Here is a 20,237-nt window from a genome sequence, read left to right as displayed (position 1 = left end):
GCTCCCCTTTGCTTCCGCTCGCTCTGATAAGGAACCGCTCAATGATCGTCAACCACACGCTTCGTATCGCCGTGCTCGTCGGATTGTCCTGCCTGTCGGCGTCCGCCGCGGCTCAGTCCGTCGCGCAGATGGATTCCGCGCCGGTGACCGCGGCGCCTTCGGCCGGCGCCCTGGGCGCCGCCGAGTTCGCCGCTTCGGCGAAAATCTCCGCGCCGCGCGTGCTGAGCCTGGCTCCGCTCACCCGCAGCGAGGTCTCCACCTTGCAAGCGCAGCGCGTGCAGCAGGAAAAAGACGGTCTGCCGCTGCAAATCGGTTTCAACCGCGACGTGCAACGCGGCCGCATCGACTTGAACACCCTGGCCTGGCAACCGCTGGCCGACGGCGGCCGCGCGGCGCGCTTCGAGATGTCGTCGGAAGGCGCGGTCGCGCTGCGCGCGGCGCTGTCGCTGAGCGGTGCCGGCGCGAAATCGGCCAAGCTGCATTTCGGCGGCAACGACGGCCGCGTGTTCGAAAGCCGCGGCGGCGAATTCGCCGGCGCCTCGCCCGGTTGGTCGCCGGTGGTCATGGGCGATACGCTCGTGGTCGAGCTGGTGCTGGCCAAGGGCGTGAATCCGAAGGCGTTGCGCTTGAACGTACCCCGCCTCTCGCACCTGGATGCGAGCCCGATCGAAGGCGAAAAAGGACTCAAGGCCCGGATCGGCGCGAGCGGATCGTGCAACAAGGACATCGTCTGCCGGGTCAATCCGCCGGCGGGATTCGTTTCCACCGCGAAGTCCGTCGCGCACATGATCTTCACCAACCCGCAGGGCACCTTCATCTGCACCGGCACCCTGCTCAACAACAATCATTCGCCGAAGAAGCAGTTGTTCTGGACCGCCGCGCATTGCTTCACCCAGCAGAGCGTCGCCGACACCTTGCAGACGTATTGGCTGTTCGACGCCACCACCTGCGGCGGCTCGACCGCGAATCCGACGTACAGCGTCCTCACTGGCGGGGCGTTCGTGCGTCATAGCAACACCACGCGCGACACCTCGTTGCTGGAGCTGAAGACCGCGCCGCCGGCGGGCGCGATGTACGCGGGTTGGTCCAACGCGTTGATCGGCTCGACCAATACCGCGGTCGAAGGCATCCATCATCCCAGCGGCGATCTCAAGAAATATTCGCTGGGTTCGGTCACCGGGTTGTCGTCGTCGGCGCTGGGCAGCTCGCCGCTGTATCGCGTGGTCTGGAACACCGGCACCACCGAAGGCGGCTCGTCCGGCTCGGGATTGTTCACCGTGACCAGCAGCGGCGGCTATCAGCTGCGCGGCGGCCTGCTCGGCGGCGGCGCCTCGTGCAGCAACCCGAGATCGCCCGACTATTACTCGCGTTTCGCCGATGTCTACCCGAGCATCGCGAGCTACTTCAATCCCTGATCGTTCACCGCGGCACGATCGAACGCGGGCAGGGCGCTGCCGACGCACGCCCTGCCCGCCTTGCCTTGCCTTGCCTTCAGCAACACGAGGAAACCCACGATGATTCACCATCACGCCCTTCGCCTCGCCCTGCTCGCCGGCCTGTCCGCCGTCTCCGCCGCCGCGGTCGCGGCGCCGCCCGCCGTGGTCGAAATGGATTCGGCGCCGGTCACCGAAGCGCCCTCGGCCGGCGCCATGGGCGCGGCCGAGTTCGCCGCCGCCGCGAAAACCGCGCCGGCGCGCGTGCTCAGCCTGCCCGCGCCCACCCGCACCGACCTGGTCTCGCTGCAATCGCGGCGGCTGAAGCAGGACCGCGACGGCATGCCGCTGGAAATCGGCGTCAACCGCAAGGTCGAGCGCAGCCGCATCGATTTGAACGCCCTGGCCTGGCAGCCGCTGGCCGACGGCGGCCGCTCGGCGCGCTTCACCCTGGCCTCGGAGAGCGCCGCCGCGCTGCGCGCCGCGCTGTCGCTGCGCGGCAGCGGCGCCAAGTCGGTCCGCTTGCATTTCGCCGGCAACGACGGCCGCGTGTTCGAACAAAGCGGCGCGGATTTCGCCGGCAACGCACAGGCCTGGTCGCCGGTGGTGTCGGGCGACACGCTCACCGTCGAACTGATCCTGCCCAACGGCGTCAATCCGAAGTCGCTGTCGCTGAACGTGCCGCAGCTTTCGCATCTGGATCTGAGCCCGGTCGCCAACGACAAGGACATCCAGAAAGCGGTCGGCGGCAGCGCCTCGTGCGAAAAAGACATCGTGTGCCGCGTCAATCCGCCGGCCGGCTTCGTGTCCACCGCCAAGTCGGTGGCGCGCATGATCTACTCCAACGCGCAGGGCTCGTGGTTGTGCACCGGCACCCTGCTCAACAACAACCATTCGCCGAAAAAACGCTTGTTCTGGACCGCCGCGCATTGCATCAGCACCCAGGCCGAGGCCGACACGCTGCAGACCTACTGGTTCTACGACGTGACCACCTGCGGCGGTTCGACCGTGAATCCGGCTTACACCACTCTCAGCGGCGGCGCGTTCCTGCGCCACGCCAACACCAGCCGCGACACCTCGCTGCTGGAACTCAAGACCGCGCCGCCGACGGGCGCGGTGTATGCGGGTTGGTCGAGCGCGGCGATCGCGTCCACCGGCACCGCGATCGAAGGCATCCATCACCCGGCCGGCGACGTCAAGAAGTATTCGCTGGGTTCGGTGACCGGTCTGTCGACCTCGGCCGACGGCGTGTCGCCGCTGTATCGCGTGGTCTGGAACACCGGCATCACCGAAGGCGGCTCCTCGGGCTCGGGCCTGTTCACCGTGACCAGCAGCGGCGGTTATCAGTTGCGCGGCGGGCTGTGGGGCGGCAGCTCGTTCTGCAGCGCGCCGCGCGATCCGGATTTCTACTCGCGCTTCGCGGACATCTATTCGAGCGTGTCGAGCTATTTCAATCCCTGATCGTTCGGTCTGGACATGGTTGAAGGATGCGGGCCGCTGCCGATGCAGCGGCCCGTTTTTTTGCCGCGACAGCCATCGCATGCTTACGGCCAGGGCATTTCGCGCTTGGCGACCTTGGCGCTGATGTCCAGCGACAACTCGCCTTCCAGCCCCGGATAACGCTGCTTCATCGCCGCGATCAAGGCTTTCGAATCCTTGGCCTTGGCCGCCTCTTCATCGAACGCGCGAATGTAGTCGGCGCTGAAACGCACCGCGTCCAAGGTCTGCGCCGAACCGGGCGCGAAGTGACCGGGCACGACGACGTCGGGCTTGAGCGTTTCGATCTTCTGCAGCGTCGCCAGCCAGTCCAGATGCGATTGCGGCGTGGGCGTATCGGCCATGAACAGATGTTCGCCGGCCACCACCGGCACGCCGCCGGCCACGGTGCGGATCGAGGGAATCCAGACCACGCTGCGGTCCGGTGTCGGCCCATCTAGGCCGACGATCTGCAGGGCCTGCCCTTCCAGCTCGATGCGGTCGCCTTGCAAGGGCTCGGGGATCACGATGCGCTTGGGCGCATCGGCGCCGAGCTTGGGGCCCCAGTAGGCGAGTTTCGCCGCCTGGGTCGCGCGAATGTGTTCGACCGTCTGCGGCGTCGCCAGGATCTTCGCCTGCGGGAAGGCGGCCTGCAGCGTGTCCAGACCGAAGTAGTAATCCGGGTCGCCGTGGCTGATGTAAATGGTGGTGAGGGTTTTACCTGACGCCTTGATCCGCTCGACCACTTCGCGCGCCTGCGCCGCGCCGAACTGCGCGTCGATCAACACAGCCTCGCGCGCGCCGGTGACCAGCACCGAACTGACCTGGAACACGCCGTTCTTGCCGGGGTTATAGACCTGGGTCTGCAACGGCTGCGCAGCCGGTTCGGCGGGCTGAGCCGGAGCACTGGCGGCGGACGCGGCCGGTTCGGCGGCAGACGGCGCTGGTGCGTCGTGCCGGGTGCAAGCGGCCAGACCGAGGGTCAGGCAGGCCAGCGAAACTGCGACAGACAGCCTGGAGGAGGGCATGGCGGGGTTCTCCGACGAAGGGGCGGACCAAGGTGGCGGTCAGGGTGAACCAGACCCGGCGCAGATCGCGTGATGGCTGGCGCGTTCGCATGCCGCCCATCGGAAATCCGCCGATGCCGCATTGCGGCTCGGGCGAAAATCGCTATAACCTTCAAAACAAATTTTAAAGGTGAAGCATGCAGCTGGAATTCCATGCCTTCAAACCCGCCGATCTGGTCGGCGGCGACCCGGCCTTGGACCTGGTCAACACCGTCACCGCTCGCGACACCCAGCCGCGCGACTGGCTCGACGACTATGCCGGGCTGCTGCGCTGGGCGCGCCAGAGCGAGTTGTTCGCACGCGCCGATCTCAACGCGCTGGACACGCTCGCCGCCGAGTCGCCGACCAAGGCCGCCGCCGCGCTGGCGCGTTGCAAGAGCTTGCGCGAAGCGCTGTGCGAGTCCTCGTACGCCCTCGCCCACGGCCGGCAACCCGACGACGCGTCGCTCGACCGCCTGGATCAGGCGCGGCTCGCCGCCTCGCGCGCCGCGCGGCTGGTCTCGCACGATTCGCGATTGCAGACGCAATGGTCGGTCGAACGTTCCGGCCTCGACCTGATCGCGCACGTCATCACCGCGTATGCGATCGAACTGCTCAAGGGCGCGCGCGTGGACCGGCTGCGCGTATGCGACGGCAACGATTGCGGCTGGGTGTTCATCGACACCTCCAAGAACGGCCGCCGGCGCTGGTGCGACATGGCCACCTGCGGCAACGTCGCCAAGGCGCGGCGGTTCCAGCAGCGGCAACGCGACGACTAGCGCTGCACGCACAGGACGCTCCCGTGAACCCAACGCCTTCGCGTCATCCCGACCCCGCCGTGTACTGGCTGGCCAGCGCCCTGCTAGCCACGACCTGCGCGACCGCCTGTGCCATGGCCTACCAGCGGCCCGCTGCGCATGCGCCCGAACCGCAGCGCTGGGCGCCGCCGAACCTCAGCAGCGATCAGTACGAATCCTCGCCGACCTTCAGCCCCGACGGCCGCGAAATATATTTCATGCGCAGCGACCGGCAATTCGCCAACTGGCGGCTGCTGCATTCGCGTTGCGAGGCCGGCGGCTGGTCGACGCCGAGCGCGCCGCCGTTCGCCGCCTCAAAACCGGGCCTGGACGCCGATCCGTTCGTGAGCGCCGACGGCCGCCGCCTGTATTTCGTATCCGCACGCCACGACCCCAAGGGCGAAGACCTCGACATCTACGTGGTCGAACGCAGTCGCGACGGCGAATGGAGTCAGCCGCAACGCCTGCCCGAACCGGTCAATTCGAAAGCATCCGAACTGTTGCCGCGCGCGATGGCCGACGGCCGCATCTACTTCGGCTCCAGCCGCGCCGGCGGCCATGGCAGCGGCGATATCTACCTGGCTACGCCGCAGGCCGAAGGCGCCTGGCAGGTGCGCAATCTCGGCGCGCCGGTCAGCACCGCGGCGAACGAATACGAAGCCGAGGTATCGCGCGACGGCCATCGCATGATCGCGGTGATCGACCGCGGCGACCGCTCGCATCTGTACAGATTCGAACGCAGCGGCAATGTCTGGAAGGAGCGCGATCGCATCGCCGCGCGCGCCGATGTGTTCCAGGTCGGTCCGTTGCTGTCGCCGCGCGGCGACCGGTTGCTGTTCGCGCAGGCCGACGGCGAACGTTCCGGCGAATTCTTCGTGATCGATCTGACCGCGTCGCCCGATAAACGCTGGCCGCCGGATTGCGCGAGCGCCAAGCGCTGACTACGCCCGCGGCGGCAGCCTCAACCGCCAGCCGCGGCCGCGCCGCTTTGCAGCAAGGTGCTGCTCCACAAAACCGCCGCGAACGCCGATCCGAACATCGCCATCGCCGCGCCGGTGATGCCCAGCGCCACCCACATCGCCACCACCTGCTCGACGTCGCGCTGGATCACCACCCAGGTCGCGGTTTCGGCCTCGGGCGCGGGGTTTTCGATCGACAGTTCGACCACGCCATCGTCGGGGGTGATGAAACTGGTGACGACCCGGTCCGGGGGCGGCTGACGGTTGTAGCGCACCCGCAGCCACTTGCCGTATTGCTCGAGTTCGGCGCCTTTCGCGTCGCGCAGCACGAAGCGCGCGTCGTCGAAGTAGTTGCGATAGTCGCCGCGCTCGATCGACACGTTGCAATACACCGTGCCGAGGCAATTCCAGCCGCTGCCGCGGCAACGGGCGCACCCGCGCCAACGTCGCGCTGGCGTGCACGCGCACGCCGTACTTGAACGCGAGGATCATGAACACGACGCCGAGCACGGCCGCGGCCGGAAACACGACATGCCAAAGCGTCCATGCCATCAACGATGTTTCCTGTGAATACGTCGAACGCCCCCGCGCTAGCTCAAGCGGAAATGCCGGGCGCGTGCTCTTCCTCCTGATCCTGTCGCGACGGCCGCGGCTTGGGCGCGATCAGCGGGGTCTGCTGCATATTGCCGTACAACAGCGAAGTCCCCGCGCGCACGCCGCCGACCAGTTCGAGTTCGAAGCGTTCCGCGTCGCGGCGGCGGATATCGGCCACCACCTCGGCGGCTTCATCGACCGGCACGCCGAGTTCGACCAGCGCTGCCTCGCCGAAGCGCATCGCCGATTCAAAGGTCTCGCGCACCTGCAGGTCGACCCCGGCATGCACCAGGTCCAGCGCGTGTTCGCGGTCGAAGCTGCGCGCCAGCAGGCGCGCCTGCGGAAATTCGTGCTTGATCAGCTGCGCGGTGATCGTCGCCGCGGCGCGGTCGTCGATGCAGATCGCGATCAGCTGGGCGCTGTCGGCGCCGGAGGCATGCAACACGTCCAGGCGCGTGCCGTCGCCGTAATAGACCTTGAAACCGAAGGTCTGCGCGCTTTCGATCATCTCCACGTCGGTGTCGATGATCGACACCTCGACCCCGCGCGCGAGCAACGATTGCGAAACGACCTGGCCGAACCGGCCGAAGCCGATCAGCAGCACGCTGCCGCTGAGCCCGTTGGGTTCGTCCACGCCCTCCAGCGACAGCGCGATCTTCGGCGACAGCTTGCGCAAGGCGATGATCGCCAGCGGGGTCAAGGTCATCGACAGCACCACGATGGCGGTCAGGTTGGCGTTGATCTCGGCGTCGATCAGCTTGGCCGCGGCGGCGGCGGAAAACAGCACGAACGCGAATTCGCCACCCTGCGCCATCAGCACCGCGCGGTCCAGCGACTCGGTATGGCAGGACTTGAGCAGCCGCGCGACGATGTAGATGCACAGCGCCTTGACCAGCATCAGCGCCAGCACCCCGCCGACGATCAGCGGCCAGTTCGCCGCGACCACGGTCAGGTTCAGCGACATGCCCACGCTGAGGAAGAACAGGCCCAGCAGGATGCCGCGGAAGGGTTCGACATCGGCCTCGAGCTGATGGCGGAAGGTCGATTCCGACAGCAGCACCCCGGCCAGGAACGCGCCCATCGCCATCGACAGGCCGCCGATCTGCATCAGCAGCGCCGCGCCGAGCACCACCAGCAGCGCCGCCGCGGTCATCACCTCGCGCGCCTTGGCCGCGGCGAGCACGCGGAACAGCGGGTTCAACAGCCAGATGCCGGCCGCCAGCAGGGTCGCCAGCGAGGCCATGGCGATGCCGATGTCGAGCCAGCGCGAATGGGTTGCGCCGTTCGCGTCCGGCGGCGCCATCAGCGCGACCAGGGCCAGCAGCGGCACGATCAGCAGATCCTCGAACAGCAGGATCGCGACGATCCGCTGCCCGCGCGGCAAGGCCAGATCGCCGCGTTCGCCGAGGATCTGCATCACGATCGCGGTCGAGGTGAGCACGAAGCCCATCGCGCCGATGAAGGCCACCACCGGCGGGAAACCGAACAGCAGCCCGACCCCGGTCATCGCCGCCGAGCACAGCGCGATCTGCGCGGTGCCCAGGCCGAAGATGTCGCGGCGCAGGCTCCACAGGTGCGAGGGCCGCATCTCCAGGCCGATGATGAACAAGAACATCACCACGCCGAGTTCGGCCACATGCAGGATCGCCTGCGGATCGGCGAAGAACCCCAGCCCGAACGGCCCGATCGCCAGTCCCGCGGCCAGATAGCCGAGCACCGAGCCCAGGCCGATCCGCTTGAACACCGGGACCGCGATCACGCCCGCCGCCAGCAGCACCACCACATTGACCAGTTCGCTGCCCTGCGCCTGAGCTGCCATCGCGCCTCTCCCGTGTTGCGGTTGCCGTTGATCGATCGCGCGGACGGGGCCATGGCCGGGTCGTGAACTCAAGCCGCGAGTCCTGCCGGACCACCGCCGCCGCGCCGCTACAGCCTAGCAGGCGCGCTGGCGCGGACCGCCGCGCGATGCACGTTCCAGGCGGGGAAAGCCGCCCAACCCGGCGTCGGCATTGCGTATCATCGCCACCATCCTCGCCCCCGACCCGCCGCCCCAGGAACGCAATCAGGATGTTTCGCCGCATGGCCGCGCCCGCCCTCGCCTGTGTGATCGGCCTCGCCTCGACGGTCGCACCGGCGCATGCGCAAGGCGAGCGCGTGCAGGTGGTCAGCGCGATCCTCGCCGATCGTCCGATCGATAACGCGACGGTCAGCCTGCAACGCGCCGACCGGCCCTCGCTGGTCGCGACCACCGATGCGCAAGGCCGCGCCGCGCTCGATCCGGTGCTGGCGCGCGACCCGCAATCGCGGCTGGTGATCGCCAAGCCCGGCTATGCCGAACTGATCGTGCAATGCCCCTGCGACGTCCCGGCGTATGCGCTCAGCCCGGTGATGCACAACCTCGACGGCCTGCGCGTGGTGCTGAACTGGGGCGATACCGCGGCCGATCTGGACGCGCATCTGAGCTATCCGGGCAATCACGTCTACTTCGAACGCAAGAGCGGACGCGACGCCAGCCTGGACCTGGACCACAGCGGCCAGCGCGGCCCGGAAACCATCACCGTGCAACGCCGCCATCCCGGCGAGACCTACACCTTCGCGGTCCACGACTTCGGCCATCGCGACCGCGCCGACAGCCGCGCGCTCGCGCGCAGCCAGGCGCAGGTGTTCGTGTACATCGGCGAATCGCTGGTGCGCAGCTATCGGGTGCCGCGCGATCAAACCGGAAACCTGTGGACGGTATTCCGGGTCGACGGCGAAGGCCGCTTCGACGATCTCAACGCGCTCAGCACGGTCGCGGTCAATGCCGAGCGTATCGGCGACGAGATCGCGCGCATCGGCGGACACGGCGGCGACGAACCGGTCGGCAGCGAAGCCGGCGATGCCGCGATCGCGACCAATCTGCGCGGCGAAGCGGCGTATCGCAACGGCGATCTGCGCGGCGCGGTGGCGCTGTACCAGCAGGCGATCGAACTTGATCCCGCGCATGCGCTGAGCTACAGCAATCTGGGCCTGGCCTACGTCAAGCTGGGCCGCGCCGCCGAAGCGATCTGGGCCTCGCGCAAGGCCATCGCCCTGGCCAAGGGCGCGGGCGCGGCGACGATCCGCGCCGGCGCCTACTACAACATCGGCAAACTGTACGAAGAAGACGGCCAGTACGAGCGGGCCATGTCGAACTATCTGGCGGCCAAGCGCGAAAAGCCGGACAAGACCTACGATCAGGCATTGGAGCGTGTCAGTGGCTATTGAACACCCGCGCGGCGAGCGCGCGCGCGCGCGCCGTTCGAGGTTGTTGGCGTTGTCGCTGCTGCTGTGCGGTGCGCTGACGACGGCCCAGGCCGCCGGTCCGTCCGAAGTCGCCCGCGCCGACCGCGCGACCTGGCCGCATGCGTTGAATTCGCCGGCTGCGTTCGACCGCGCCTCGCGCGCCGAGATCCTCGCCTTCGGCCACGAACTGGCGCTCAGCGAAGCCGTCGACGACGCGGCCTTGGCGCAACGACTCAAGCTCAAGCGGATCGATCGCGCCTGGGTCGAAAAGATCCGCGCGCGTTTCTGGCAGCGGCTGACTACGAACTACCGCCTCGCCGCGCGCGCCTGCGCGCCGCGCGAGGCGTTCTGCCAACCCGCCGTCGACGCCGCCGCGCTGCGCACACTCGCGCTCGCCTTCGTCGCCGCGCCCGACCCCGCCTACGCCGCCTGGCGCGGCGACGCGGCGCGTTTCCATCGCATCTATCTCGACGAACAACTGCGGCTGGCCGCGCTGTTCCCGCGCACCAGCAGCGAGATCGACACCTATTCGGCCGACGAAGTCGACGGCAGCGAACTGCCCGACCGGCAATTCCTGCTGACCTTCGACGATGGCCCCAGCGCGGCCGGCGGCAACACCGACAAACTGCTGCGCATGTTGCGCGAGCACAAGCTCGACGCGACCTTCTTCCTGCTCGGGCAGTCGTTACAGCAGCAAGTCGCGGCGAATCCGAAACTGAGCACCGCGCAACGCTATGCCGGGATGTGCGTGGCCTCGCACGGCTGGGAGCACCAGTCGCATTCGCGCTGGCCGCAATGGCAGGACTCGGTCGTGCGCAGCGCGGCCTTGATCAAGGCTCAATCCGGCCCGCTGTACGTGCCGTTGTTCCGACCGCCGTATGGACAGCGTCTGGCCGACAGCGGCGCCTTCTTCCGCGAACACGGCCAGCGCGTGGTGCTGTGGGGTATCGATTCGCAGGACTGGAACGCGAAGATGACGCCGACCGACATGCAGGGCCGCATGCTGAGCCTGATGCTGCTGTGGCGGCACGGCACGATCCTGTTCCACGACATACACGACAAGGCACGCATCGCGTTGCCATGGGTGTTGCAGCACACCCGCGGCGCCGGCGTGCACTGGGTCGATTGCAAGGATTATCCGGCGCGCGGTTGATCGCTTCGGATAATTTCGTTCGTCGCTCGCGCGGTTTCGTCGGCTCGATCCGCGCTTCATCGCAAACCCGTCCCAGGCATATTCACGCCGGATGGCGGCTGCGCCACATTCGCCGCGACGTCGCCCACGGCGGCGTCGTTCGCGCGATCCGAGCGTACGTCCGACCGGATGGGACGCCCAAGGGGGCAGGGCCGCGCGGACTTCAGTCCATCGACATCCAAGGAAGATTCGCCATGCTCAAGACCCGCACCGCCTCGGCGCTCGCCGCCGGTTTGCTTTCGCTGCTCCTGCCGCTGGCCGCGTTCGCCAGCGATCCGCCCAGCGTCCTGGAAAATCAGTCCGCCTGCAGCGGCAAATACTCGGCCAGACTCAATCTGCAGTTCGGCCAGAGCGGCACCACCGCCACCGCCCACGCCGAAGCCAGCCTGGTGCGCCATCCCTTCGTGCACGGGTCGATCCCGTTCCCGAGCTATTTCGTCGCCGAGAGCACGGTGATGCGGCGCAACGCCGTCAACCCCAATTGGACCAGCGACACTCACAGCAGCGAAGTCTACGGCGCCTTTTCGACCGCGCCGGTCACCGCGAACGGCATGTTGTTCAAGGATGCCGGCTGCGAACTGGTCGCCAGCGCCATCGTCAACGTGCATTGCCCCGACGGCAGCTGGGAAACCAAGCAGCTGACGCGCAATTGGGTCGGTTGCGGTTTGTAAGCTGTTCGGCGGCCGCGCGCTGACGCGTGGCCGCGCGTCCGGTAACGCATAGGCCGGACTTTTCGATGTGATACCGGTGTTGGTTGTCGCGGCGAATGCCCGCGCCGTGGTCGGCTGATTACAGTGTCGACCACGGCTTGCGATCGCGCGACTCGATCGACCGGCAACCGGCGATCAGCGCGGAACGGCCGCGCCCGGCCGAGCCGGAATACCTCGCCTGCGCGTATGCCCGTTGCCGCACACGGCACCCGGCCTTGAGCCTGCCCTCATGCAGATCCGCCACGGGCTTGTCGAACCATGAGCCGTTGTTCGCGCCGATTGCGAGTACCCGTAAGCGCACGAAGGATTTCGCGCGCCTGAGTCACTCACTGCAAGGATGAGCCATGAACAATTGCATCGTCCGCCGGCGCTGGCCGCCGCCGTCGCGAGGGTTCGGCGACGGCAGCAAACGCCCCGATGCCAGCGGCATGGTCCCGAAGCCGACAATATCGGCTGCGCCCGCGCCGCCGATTTCACCGATTCGCCACTCAAACAAGGAACGTTCCATGCGCAAGCAAACGTTGATCCCCGCCTGCACGACAGGCCTGTTCGCCTTGGTCCTGTGCTCGGCCGCCGCCGCGACGCCGCCACCGAATGCGTCCTCCATCATTCCGATCTGCGGCCATGTCATCGATTTGAATCTAAGCTTCGGCCAGACCGGCACCACCGCTCAGGTCAGCGCCGACGCCGACCTGCAGCCCGACGGTTTCAGTCCGCCCGCTCCGCTTCCGGTCAACTACACGGTCTACGCTTCCGCCAGTTGGCGCGACAGCATCCATCCCAATTGGGACGTCAATGAGGATTCGCGCAGCGGTAGCGCATCCTTTCCCGCCACGTCCGCTCACGCCGGCCAACTCGTCTTCAAGGATGCCGGCTGCCAACTCAAGGGCGTCGCCACGGTCGTGGTCACCTGCGCCAGCGGCCCGCCGCAGACGCGCACGCTGGAGCGCACCTGGAACGGCTGCGGTATCTGATCGCCAAGCCGGACGCCGCCACCGCGGCGCCCGGCTTCGTCGGCTCAGACCAACGCGGCCTGATGCACACCCGCCACCGCGCGGCCCGACGGGTCGGCGGCGTTGGCGAAGGCCGCGTCCCAGGCGATCGCCGCCGGCGAGGAACATGCGATCGATTTGCCGCCGGGCACGGTCTCGGCGCAGGCGGTGCCGGGAAACAGACGCTCGAACAGGCCGCGGTAGTAATAGGCCTCCTTGGTCTGCGGGGTGTTGATCGGAAAGCGGCTAGCGGCGGTAGCGAATTCGCGATCGCCGACCTGCGCCTCGGCATGCGCCTTGAGCCCGTCGATCCAGCCATAGCCCACGCCGTCGCTGAACTGCTCTTTCTGCCGCCACAGGATCGAATCGGGCAGATAGCCTTCGAAGGCTTCGCGCAGCACCGCTTTTTCGATCCGGCCCGAGGCCTTGTCGACCATCTTGGCCTGCGCGTCCATGCGCATCGCCACTTCGATGAACTCCACGTCCAGGAACGGCACCCGCGGCTCCACGCCCCAGGCCATCATCGACTTGTTGGCGCGCAGGCAGTCGAAGCTGTGCAGCGCATCGAGCTTGCGCACCAGTTCTTCGTGGAACTCGCGCGCGTTCGGCGCCTTATGGAAATACAGATAGCCGCCGAAGATTTCGTCCGAGCCTTCGCCCGACAGCACCATCTTCACGCCCATCGCCTTGATCCGCCGCGCGAGCAGGAACATCGGCGTGGACGCGCGGATGGTGGTGACGTCGTAGGTTTCGATATGCGCGATCACATCGGGCAGCACGTCCAGGCCTTCTTCGAAGGTGTAAGTGAAACCGTGATGCACGGTGCCGAGCGCGGCCGCGGCGACCTCGGCCGCGGCCAGATCGGGCGAGCCTTCCAGGCCGATCGCGAAGGAATGCAGACGCGGCCACCAGGCTTCGGCCTGATCGTCTTCTTCGATGCGCCGACGCGCGAAACGCGCCGCGCAGGCCGCGACCAACGACGAATCCAGACCACCCGACAACAGCACCCCATACGGCACGTCGCTCATCATCTGCCGATGCACCGCGCGCTCGAAGGCTTCGCGCAGTTCCTGCTTCGACACTTCCACGCCCTCGGTCGCCGCATAGTCGCGCCACGGACGCTGGTAATACTTCACCGGCACGCCGACCTCGCTGTCGAAGTAATGCCCGGCCGGGAACGGCGCGACGTCGTCGCACAGCCGCGCCAGCGCCTTCATTTCCGAGGCCACCCACAACCGGCCGTCGGCATCGTGGCCCCAGTACAAGGGACACACGCCGAACGGATCGCGCGCGATCACATAGCGGCCGCGTGCCGCATCCCACAGGGCGAAGGCGAAGATGCCGTTGAGGCGGTTGAGCAGTTCGCCCAGGTCGGCGCTTTCGCGGTACAGGGCATTGATGACTTCGCAGTCGGACTTGGTCTGGAACGCATACGGTTGAGCGAGCTGCTGCTCGAGTTCGCGATGGTTGTAGATCTCGCCGTTGACCGCCAGCGCCAGTTCGCCGTCGGCCGAACGCAGCGGCTGCGAACCGCCGGTGGGATCGACGATGGCCAGGCGCTCGTGCACCAGGATCGCGCGCGCCTCGACGCTGACGCCGGACCAGTCGGGCCCGCGATGGCGCTGCTTCGCCGACAGGGACAGGGCCAGCGGCCGCAGCGGCCGCAGATCGGCGCCGGGGCGCAGGTCGAACAAACCAAGGATCGAGCACATCGAAAAATCTCCGGAGGGGGTGGTGAAGCTTTTTTAGATTCCCGGCCATGGAAGGCCGGGCTCTTATTCAAGGACGAACACATGACCGGACACACACACCCCAAAAACAAGAAAGCCCGCACTTCGCAGTGCGGGCTTCCTGAGCGATTGAGCGTGTGTTGCGCGCGCTAATCGCCGGCCCGCGGGAGGCTGGCGTTATTGCGATTATTATTGTTGCCCCGTACCGCGGCCGCGCGCGCGCGGCCGGCGAAGGCGGCGTTGCGGGCGGTGGCGATGGCGGGTTCGAAACTCATGGACCGATCCTGCTTGAGGACGGCGCCGGATGCAAGCGCCGCGGACGCGGGCCAGCGCGACGGCCGTCGCGGACCCGCGATTTGCCTGCCCCGAGCCTCGAGGTCTCTTGGGGAAGGGCCTTCAGACCCGACGCCTTTCGATCGGGTTGCCGGTTTATCGCGGCGTAGCGAAAAGCATCGGGCCTGAAGGCCCACCCACAAAAGATCCCATCAGATTCGTGGCCGCCCGAGCAAAACCTTTCTTCGACGAACCCGCCACTTCATCCCAGCTTCGCCGAGCCGCCGCGGACTTCGGCTAAGCTCGCCCCACGGAGGACCTTCATGGCCAAATGGATCAAGCGCGGTGTGCTCGCGCTGCTTTGCCTGTTCGCGATCGCCGCGGTCGGCGCCTGGTGGCTGCTGCGCGGCAGCCTGCCGCAATTGCAAGGCGAGCTCGCCCTGCCCGGCCTGTCGGCGCCGGTCACGATCCAGCGCGATGCGCTGGGCGTGGTCACCGTCGACGCCGCCAACCAGACCGATGCGATGCGCGCGCTGGGCTATGTCCACGGCCAGGAGCGCTACTTCGAAATGGACCTGCTGCGGCGCACCGCCGCCGGCGAACTGTCGGCGCTGTTCGGCGAACGCGCGCTCGATTACGACCGCCGCCATCGCGTGCACCGCCTGCGCAGCCGCGTGGACAAAGAACTGGCCGCCTTCGCCGACGACAAGACCGCGCTGCTGCAAGCCTACAGCGACGGCGTCAATGCCGGCCTGCACGGGCTGTCGCGCAAGCCGTGGCCGTATCTGCTGCTGCAGGCGCAGCCCGAGGCCTGGACAGTGACCGACTCGGCCCTGGTCGGCTACGCCATGTATTTCGACCTGCAGGACGGCAGCAATGCGCGCGAATTCGGCGACTGGCAGCTGAGCCATTCGCTGCCCGCGCCGCTGTACCAACTGCTGACCCACGCCGGCACCAGTTGGGATGCGCCGCTGTTCGGCGCGCCGATCGGCGATGCGGTCCTTCCGGGCGCCGATCAGATCGACCTGCGCAAACTGCCCACGCCGGCGCCCGGCGGCCTGCTGCAACTGCCGTTTCCCGACGAAATCGGCAGCAACAATTTCGCCGTCGCCGGCAGCCTCACCGCCGACCGCCGCGCGATCGTCGCCGACGACATGCACCTGGGCCTGCGCGCGCCCAACCTGTGGTTCCGCGCGCGCCTGCGCTACGCCGACGCGCGCGTGCCCGGCGGCCGCATCGACGCCAACGGCTTCACCCTGCCCGGCCTGCCGGCGCTGGTGGTCGGCAGCAACGGCCAGGTCGCCTGGGCGTTCACCAACAGCTACGGCGACTGGGCCGACTGGTCGCTGGAACCGGGTTGCGCGAGCACCGCCAAGGCCGGCGGCTGCGCCGGCCTGATCGAGCATGAGGAACTCATCGCGGTCAAGGGCGGCGCGGCGCAGAAATTCCTGGTACGCGAAACCGCGTGGGGCCCGCTGATGCACGACAACGCCGACGGCAGCGCGCTGGCGCTGCGCTGGTCGGCGCACCTGCCCGGCGCGCTCAACATGGGCCTGTCGGAATTGACTCGCGCGCAATCGGTCGACGATGCGATGAGCATCGCGCGCGATGTCGCCTTGCCGGTACAGAACCTGGTCGTCGGCGATCGCAACGGCAAGATCGGCTGGCGCCTGCTCGGTCCGATTCCCGAACGCGAAGGCGATTGCGCCACCACCTTGGCGGTCGAGAACACGGACCCGCGCGGGCAAGCGCTCACGCCGCCGACCTGCCCGCCGTGGACGATCCAGACCCAGGACGCACCGCACCTGATCGCACCGCCCTCGGGCCGTCTGTGGACTGCGAACACCCGCACCCTCGACGGTCTGGAGCTCGAACGCATCGGCGACGGCAATTACGTCCTCGGCGCGCGCGCCGGGCAGATCCGCGACGGTCTGTTCGCCAAGCAGCGTTTCAACGAACGCGACCTGCTGGCGATACAGCTCGACGATCGCGCCTTGTTCCTGCAGCGCTGGTGGAAGCTGCTGCAGGATCAGGCCGCGCGCACCGGCAAGAAAGGCGACGGCAGCGCGCTGAGTGCGATCGCCACCGCCGCGAAACATTGGGAAGGCCGCGCCGAACCCGGCTCGGTCAGCTATCGCCTGGTCCGCAACTGGCGTCGCGCTGTGCATACGCGCATCGCCAACGGCCTGACCGCGCCGGCGCAGGTCGCCTTGGGCAAGCAATTCGAGATGCCCGAATTCAAGCAACTCGAAGGCGTGGTCTGGCCGCTGCTTGAGCAGCGTCCGGCGAACCTGCTGCCGCGCAACGAAGCATCCTGGGACGACCTGCTGGAACACGCCGCGCGCGACGTGCTCGACGACTTCGACATAGCCCCCGGCGCCAACGCCGCCGCGGCCTTGGCCAAGCATTCGTGGGGCGAGCACAACACTGCGCGCATCTGCCACCCGCTCGCCTCGGCCCTGCCCGGTTTCGCCAAGCGCGCGCTGTGCATGCCGTTCGACCAACTCCCCGGCGACGCGGCGATGCCGCGCGTGCAGCGCCCGGATTTCGGCGCTTCCGAGCGCATGGTGGTGTCGCCCGGCCACGAGGTCGACGGCATCATCCACATGCCCGGCGGCCAGAGCGGGCATCCGCTGTCGCCGTTCTGGGGCGCGGGTCATGACGATTGGGTGCACGGGCGACCGACACCGTTCTTGCCGGGCACCGCGCGTTATACCTTGACGTTGAAGCCGTAGCGATCGCTTAGGCGTCGTGGCGACGAGCCCGCGCATCATGCTGCGGTTGCGGTTGCGGCGGCTGCCGTTGCCGTTGCTGTTGCTGTTGCTGTTGCTGTTGCTGTTGCTGTTGAAGGATAGCTTCGATTTCGGTTCTGGCTTTGACTTTGACTTGAGTTTGAAGCAGCGCAGTTCATCCAGCGCTGCAACGCTTGTAACTCGCGTTAGCAAAAGCACATCCGAAGGGCGGCGTGCAGGATGCACGCCGTGCGCCACCGGGACATGGATGTCCCGTGTGGCGCATGCCTGCGCATGCACCGATCGTGCGGGCCCTTGACTCACAACAAAGCATTTTTCTTTGGTTACCTTTCTTTTGTTGCTTTAGACAAAAGAAAGTGACCCGCCGCTTTAGTGGCGGAAGCTTTTGATCCTGCTTGCAGCTTCAAAGCTTTAAAGCCTTTGATGCAAAGGCAACAGCTTTCGTCCGCAAGCGGCCGAGTTACTTTCTTTTGTCAAAAGCGACAAAAGTCCGTCTGGATTCCCTTCGGTCAAAAGGTAACCAAAGAAAAACGCTTTTTTTGAATCAAGTGCCCGCAAGGTCGATGCAGACGCGGGCATGCGCCACACGAGACATCCTGTCTCAGTGGCGCACGGCGCACATCCATGTGCGCCGCCCTTCGGGTGTGCTTTTGTTCTCGCGAATCAGCGACTTCGCAGCGCCGGATGAACTGCGCGACTTCAAGCGTAAGCTGAACTACATGGCCTACCTGTAGGAGCGGCGCAAGCCGCGACCGCGAAAATACAGCCACAGCAAAGATTTCGATGAGATGCGAGATACCAACCGCCCCCAATCACCCCACCATCAACCGCTCAATCAACCCCAGATACAACCCCGGCAACGCCTCCAGATCCGCCACCAACACATTCTCATCGACCTTGTGAATGCTCGCATTCACCGGCCCGATCTCGATGCATTGCGCCCCCAGCGGCGCGACGAAGCGCGCATCCGAGGTGCCGCCGCCCGTGCTCTCCAACGGCGCCGCACCGGCGAATTGCGCCAGCACCTCGCGCGCCGCCGCGCGCAGCGGACCTTCCGGCGTGTAGAAAGGCTCACCGCCGCGAAACCAGCGGATTTCATATTCGAGCCCGTGCGCCTGCAACACCGCCTCGCATTCGCGCTCAAGCCGCTCGGCGTTCCAGCTCGGATTGAAGCGCAGGTTGAACAGCACCTGCAGCTCACCGGGAATCACGTTGTTGGCGCCGGTGCCGGCGTGGATGTTGCTGATCTGCAGCGACGTCGGCGGAAAGGTCTCGTAGCCATCGTCCCAACGCCGCCCGGCCAGTTCCGACAACGCCGGCATGGCCTGATGGATCGGATTGCGCGCCTTCTCCGGATAGGCGACATGGCCCTGCACGCCGATCACCCTGAGCGTCGCCGACAAGGTGCCTCGGCGGCCCACGCGCAGCAGGTCGCCAAGTTTCGCGGTCGAGGACGGCTCGCCGGTGATGCACCAGTCGATGCGCTCGCCGCGAGCGCGGAAGGTGTCGGCGACCCGACGCACGCCGTCGATCGCATCGCCTTCCTCATCCGAGGTCAGCAACAACGCGACGCGGCCGCGATGGCGTGGATGGTTCTCCACGAATTGCTCCAATGCCACCACGAACGCCGCCACGCTACCCTTCATGTCGGCCGCGCCGCGCCCGTACAACACACCGTCGCGAATTTCAGGCAGGAACGGATCACTGGCCCAACTGTCGACCGGCCCGGTCGGCACCACGTCGGTATGGCCGAGCAGCACCAGGGTCGGCCCATCGCCGTCGCCATGCACGGCCCACAGATTGTCGACCTCGCCATAGCGCAGGTGTTCGCAGGCGAACCCGGCGTCGCTCAAGCGCTTGGCGATCAGCATCTGGCAGCCGAGGTCTTCCGGCGTCACCGAAGGCCGCGCGATCAGATCGCAGGTCAGCGCGAGCACCGCGCTGCGTTCATCGGTGCGATCGGCCGCGCTCACGAGCCGAGTCCGAAGCGCTGCTTGAAGCCGTTGTCGCTGAAGCCCTGAGTGAGCTTGCCATCGTCGGTCACCACCACCGGCCGGCGGATCAACTGCGGGTACTCCTTGAGCAACAACTTCCACTCCGCGTCCGACGCCGGTTCCTTGCGATTGGGCGGCAAGGTGCGCCAGGTGGTCGATGACTTGTTGATCAGCGATTCCCACCCGCCGACCTGATTCTTCCAATCAATCAGCGTCTCCGGCGTCTGCCGGTTGTCGCGGTAATCGACGAAGCTGTGCGCGATGCCGAAGCGGTCGAGCCACTTGCGCGCTTTCTTGCAGGTGTCGCAGTTGTTCAAGCCGTAAAGCGTCGTCATCTCGACCTCAATTGTTGTTTTCAAACCAATACGGATTCGTGCCTGGTTCCGGCACCTAGTCGGAGCCGCGAATAGCGGCAGCGCCAACGAACTCATCATGGATTTTCTTCAGCGCGATACGCTGCCTGAGTTCGACCACCACCGCGCTCTCGACATACATGCCCAGCCAGCTCTGGCGCGGAATGAACGAAATACGGTCGCCCAGCCGCCCGGGACGACGCAGCCGTAACGTCACCCGTTCCGACCGAAACGCATGATTCGTCGCTATCGTTTCGATGTCGGCGATCTGAATACGCTCTTCGATGCTCCCGCGCCTTATCTGCAGATAATCGCCGTGATCGACGACTTCGTCGGCCAGCTTCCCCATGATCATGCTGTACGCTGCGGCGACCGTGGTGGCAGCCATGAACAATGCCCAGACGTACCAAGGCCACGCCCCGCCCGATTTGCTCCACTGAACCGAAGCCGCGACCAGAAGCAGCAGAGTCATCGCCGGCGCAATCCATTTGTAGAACACGATCCATTGAACTGAAATTCGCTTCATGGCCTGTCTCTTAGTCTGCCGATTCACGCAATACCGCTTGACCGTCCAGCCACGTGTTGGCGCTCGCGCAGGTATCGCAGTTACCGAGGCCGCCCAGCGTCGTCATGAACGGTCAACCTGGCATCGACGAATGTTGATGCCCCCT

The 20,237-nt window shown here is 66.7% G+C and carries 18 protein-coding genes; 10 read left to right on the top strand and 8 right to left on the bottom strand.

Annotated features, from left to right (window positions below):
• Window positions 1-41: 41 nt before the first annotated feature.
• Together AC3A4T_RS07190 and AC3A4T_RS07185 are read left to right on the top strand one after the other, a co-directional pair.
• Window positions 42-1,415 carry a trypsin-like serine peptidase gene (locus tag AC3A4T_RS07190; protein ID WP_487674751.1) on the top strand — a complete coding sequence of 458 codons (1,374 nt, stop codon included), beginning with the start codon at window positions 42-44 and terminating at the stop codon, window positions 1,413-1,415.
• A 99-nt stretch (window positions 1,416-1,514) separates the two neighbouring features.
• A complete protein-coding gene (locus tag AC3A4T_RS07185) occupies window positions 1,515-2,894 on the top strand; it encodes a trypsin-like serine peptidase (RefSeq protein ID WP_487674750.1) in 1,380 nt (459 codons plus the stop codon).
• Between the two features lie 83 nt (window positions 2,895-2,977).
• Here the strand turns inward: AC3A4T_RS07185 and AC3A4T_RS07180 are convergent, their stop codons facing one another.
• Entirely contained in the window at window positions 2,978-3,937 is a 960-nt protein-coding gene (locus AC3A4T_RS07180; protein ID WP_487674749.1) for an MBL fold metallo-hydrolase, read from the bottom strand.
• Window positions 3,938-4,113: 176 nt separating this feature from the next.
• Here AC3A4T_RS07180 and AC3A4T_RS07175 point away from each other — a divergent pair, with 176 nt between their 5' ends.
• Together AC3A4T_RS07175 and AC3A4T_RS07170 are read left to right on the top strand one after the other, a co-directional pair.
• Complete coding sequence (locus AC3A4T_RS07175) at window positions 4,114-4,734, top strand: CGNR zinc finger domain-containing protein (protein WP_487674748.1); 621 nt, start codon at window positions 4,114-4,116, stop codon at window positions 4,732-4,734.
• Window positions 4,735-4,757: 23 nt separating this feature from the next.
• Window positions 4,758-5,693, top strand: a complete 936-nt coding sequence (locus AC3A4T_RS07170) for a TolB family protein (protein WP_487674747.1) — start codon at window positions 4,758-4,760, stop codon at window positions 5,691-5,693.
• A gap of 20 nt (window positions 5,694-5,713) precedes the next feature.
• Here AC3A4T_RS07170 and AC3A4T_RS07165 read toward each other — a convergent pair whose 3' ends face one another.
• Together AC3A4T_RS07165 and AC3A4T_RS07160 are read right to left on the bottom strand one after the other, a co-directional pair.
• On the bottom strand, window positions 5,714-6,091 hold the full coding sequence (locus AC3A4T_RS07165; protein ID WP_487674746.1) for a hypothetical protein: 378 nt from the start codon (window positions 6,089-6,091) through the stop codon (window positions 5,714-5,716).
• Window positions 6,092-6,306: 215 nt separating this feature from the next.
• Complete coding sequence (locus AC3A4T_RS07160; protein ID WP_487674745.1) at window positions 6,307-8,124, bottom strand: monovalent cation:proton antiporter-2 (CPA2) family protein; 1,818 nt, start codon at window positions 8,122-8,124, stop codon at window positions 6,307-6,309.
• Between the two features lie 260 nt (window positions 8,125-8,384).
• On the opposite strand from AC3A4T_RS07160, the gene AC3A4T_RS07155 reads away from it, so the two are divergent.
• The 4 genes from AC3A4T_RS07155 (at window position 8,385) to AC3A4T_RS07140 (ending at window position 12,445) form a co-directional block, all read left to right on the top strand.
• Window positions 8,385-9,551, top strand: a complete 1,167-nt coding sequence (locus AC3A4T_RS07155) for a tetratricopeptide repeat protein (RefSeq protein ID WP_487674744.1) — start codon at window positions 8,385-8,387, stop codon at window positions 9,549-9,551.
• The gene (locus tag AC3A4T_RS07150) at window positions 9,541-10,722 is read left to right on the top strand and encodes a polysaccharide deacetylase family protein (protein WP_487674743.1); all 1,182 of its coding nucleotides are present in this window, start codon (window positions 9,541-9,543) and stop codon (window positions 10,720-10,722) included. Before AC3A4T_RS07155 ends, AC3A4T_RS07150 begins: the two co-directional genes overlap by 11 nt.
• A gap of 233 nt (window positions 10,723-10,955) precedes the next feature.
• Window positions 10,956-11,432 (top strand): hypothetical protein, encoded by a 477-nt coding sequence (locus AC3A4T_RS07145; RefSeq protein ID WP_487674742.1) that lies wholly within the window; start codon window positions 10,956-10,958, stop codon window positions 11,430-11,432.
• 383 nt (window positions 11,433-11,815) lie between these two features.
• On the top strand, window positions 11,816-12,445 hold the full coding sequence (locus tag AC3A4T_RS07140; RefSeq protein ID WP_487674741.1) for a hypothetical protein: 630 nt from the start codon (window positions 11,816-11,818) through the stop codon (window positions 12,443-12,445).
• A 44-nt stretch (window positions 12,446-12,489) separates the two neighbouring features.
• Here the strand turns inward: AC3A4T_RS07140 and asnB are convergent, their stop codons facing one another.
• Window positions 12,490-14,175 (bottom strand): asparagine synthase B, encoded by a 1,686-nt coding sequence (gene asnB, locus AC3A4T_RS07135; RefSeq protein WP_487674740.1) that lies wholly within the window; start codon window positions 14,173-14,175, stop codon window positions 12,490-12,492.
• Between the two features lie 167 nt (window positions 14,176-14,342).
• Entirely contained in the window at window positions 14,343-14,468 is a 126-nt protein-coding gene (locus AC3A4T_RS07130) for a hypothetical protein (RefSeq protein ID WP_487674739.1), read from the bottom strand.
• A 321-nt stretch (window positions 14,469-14,789) separates the two neighbouring features.
• On the opposite strand from AC3A4T_RS07130, the gene AC3A4T_RS07125 reads away from it, so the two are divergent.
• Together AC3A4T_RS07125 and AC3A4T_RS07120 are read left to right on the top strand one after the other, a co-directional pair.
• Complete coding sequence (locus AC3A4T_RS07125) at window positions 14,790-17,201, top strand: penicillin acylase family protein (protein ID WP_487674738.1); 2,412 nt, start codon at window positions 14,790-14,792, stop codon at window positions 17,199-17,201.
• A gap of 413 nt (window positions 17,202-17,614) precedes the next feature.
• On the top strand, window positions 17,615-17,953 hold the full coding sequence (locus AC3A4T_RS07120; RefSeq protein ID WP_487674737.1) for a hypothetical protein: 339 nt from the start codon (window positions 17,615-17,617) through the stop codon (window positions 17,951-17,953).
• A 78-nt stretch (window positions 17,954-18,031) separates the two neighbouring features.
• Here AC3A4T_RS07120 and dapE read toward each other — a convergent pair whose 3' ends face one another.
• The 3 genes from dapE to AC3A4T_RS07105 are packed head-to-tail and all read right to left on the bottom strand — an operon-like array spanning window position 18,032 to window position 20,092.
• Complete coding sequence (gene dapE, locus AC3A4T_RS07115; RefSeq protein ID WP_487674736.1) at window positions 18,032-19,192, bottom strand: succinyl-diaminopimelate desuccinylase; 1,161 nt, start codon at window positions 19,190-19,192, stop codon at window positions 18,032-18,034.
• Window positions 19,189-19,548: a Spx/MgsR family RNA polymerase-binding regulatory protein gene (locus AC3A4T_RS07110; protein ID WP_487674735.1), complete on the bottom strand. Its 360-nt coding sequence runs from the start codon at window positions 19,546-19,548 to the stop codon at window positions 19,189-19,191. The genes dapE and AC3A4T_RS07110 overlap by 4 nt, the downstream gene beginning before the upstream one ends.
• Before the next feature lie 55 nt (window positions 19,549-19,603).
• Complete coding sequence (locus AC3A4T_RS07105; protein ID WP_487674734.1) at window positions 19,604-20,092, bottom strand: hypothetical protein; 489 nt, start codon at window positions 20,090-20,092, stop codon at window positions 19,604-19,606.
• Window positions 20,093-20,237: the final 145 nt, after the last annotated feature.

It is taken from the genome of Lysobacter sp. Soil_N_51, assembly GCF_057655755.1.
Note: the sequence above shows the minus strand (reverse complement) of the source record. Positions and strands in the feature narration are given on the sequence as shown.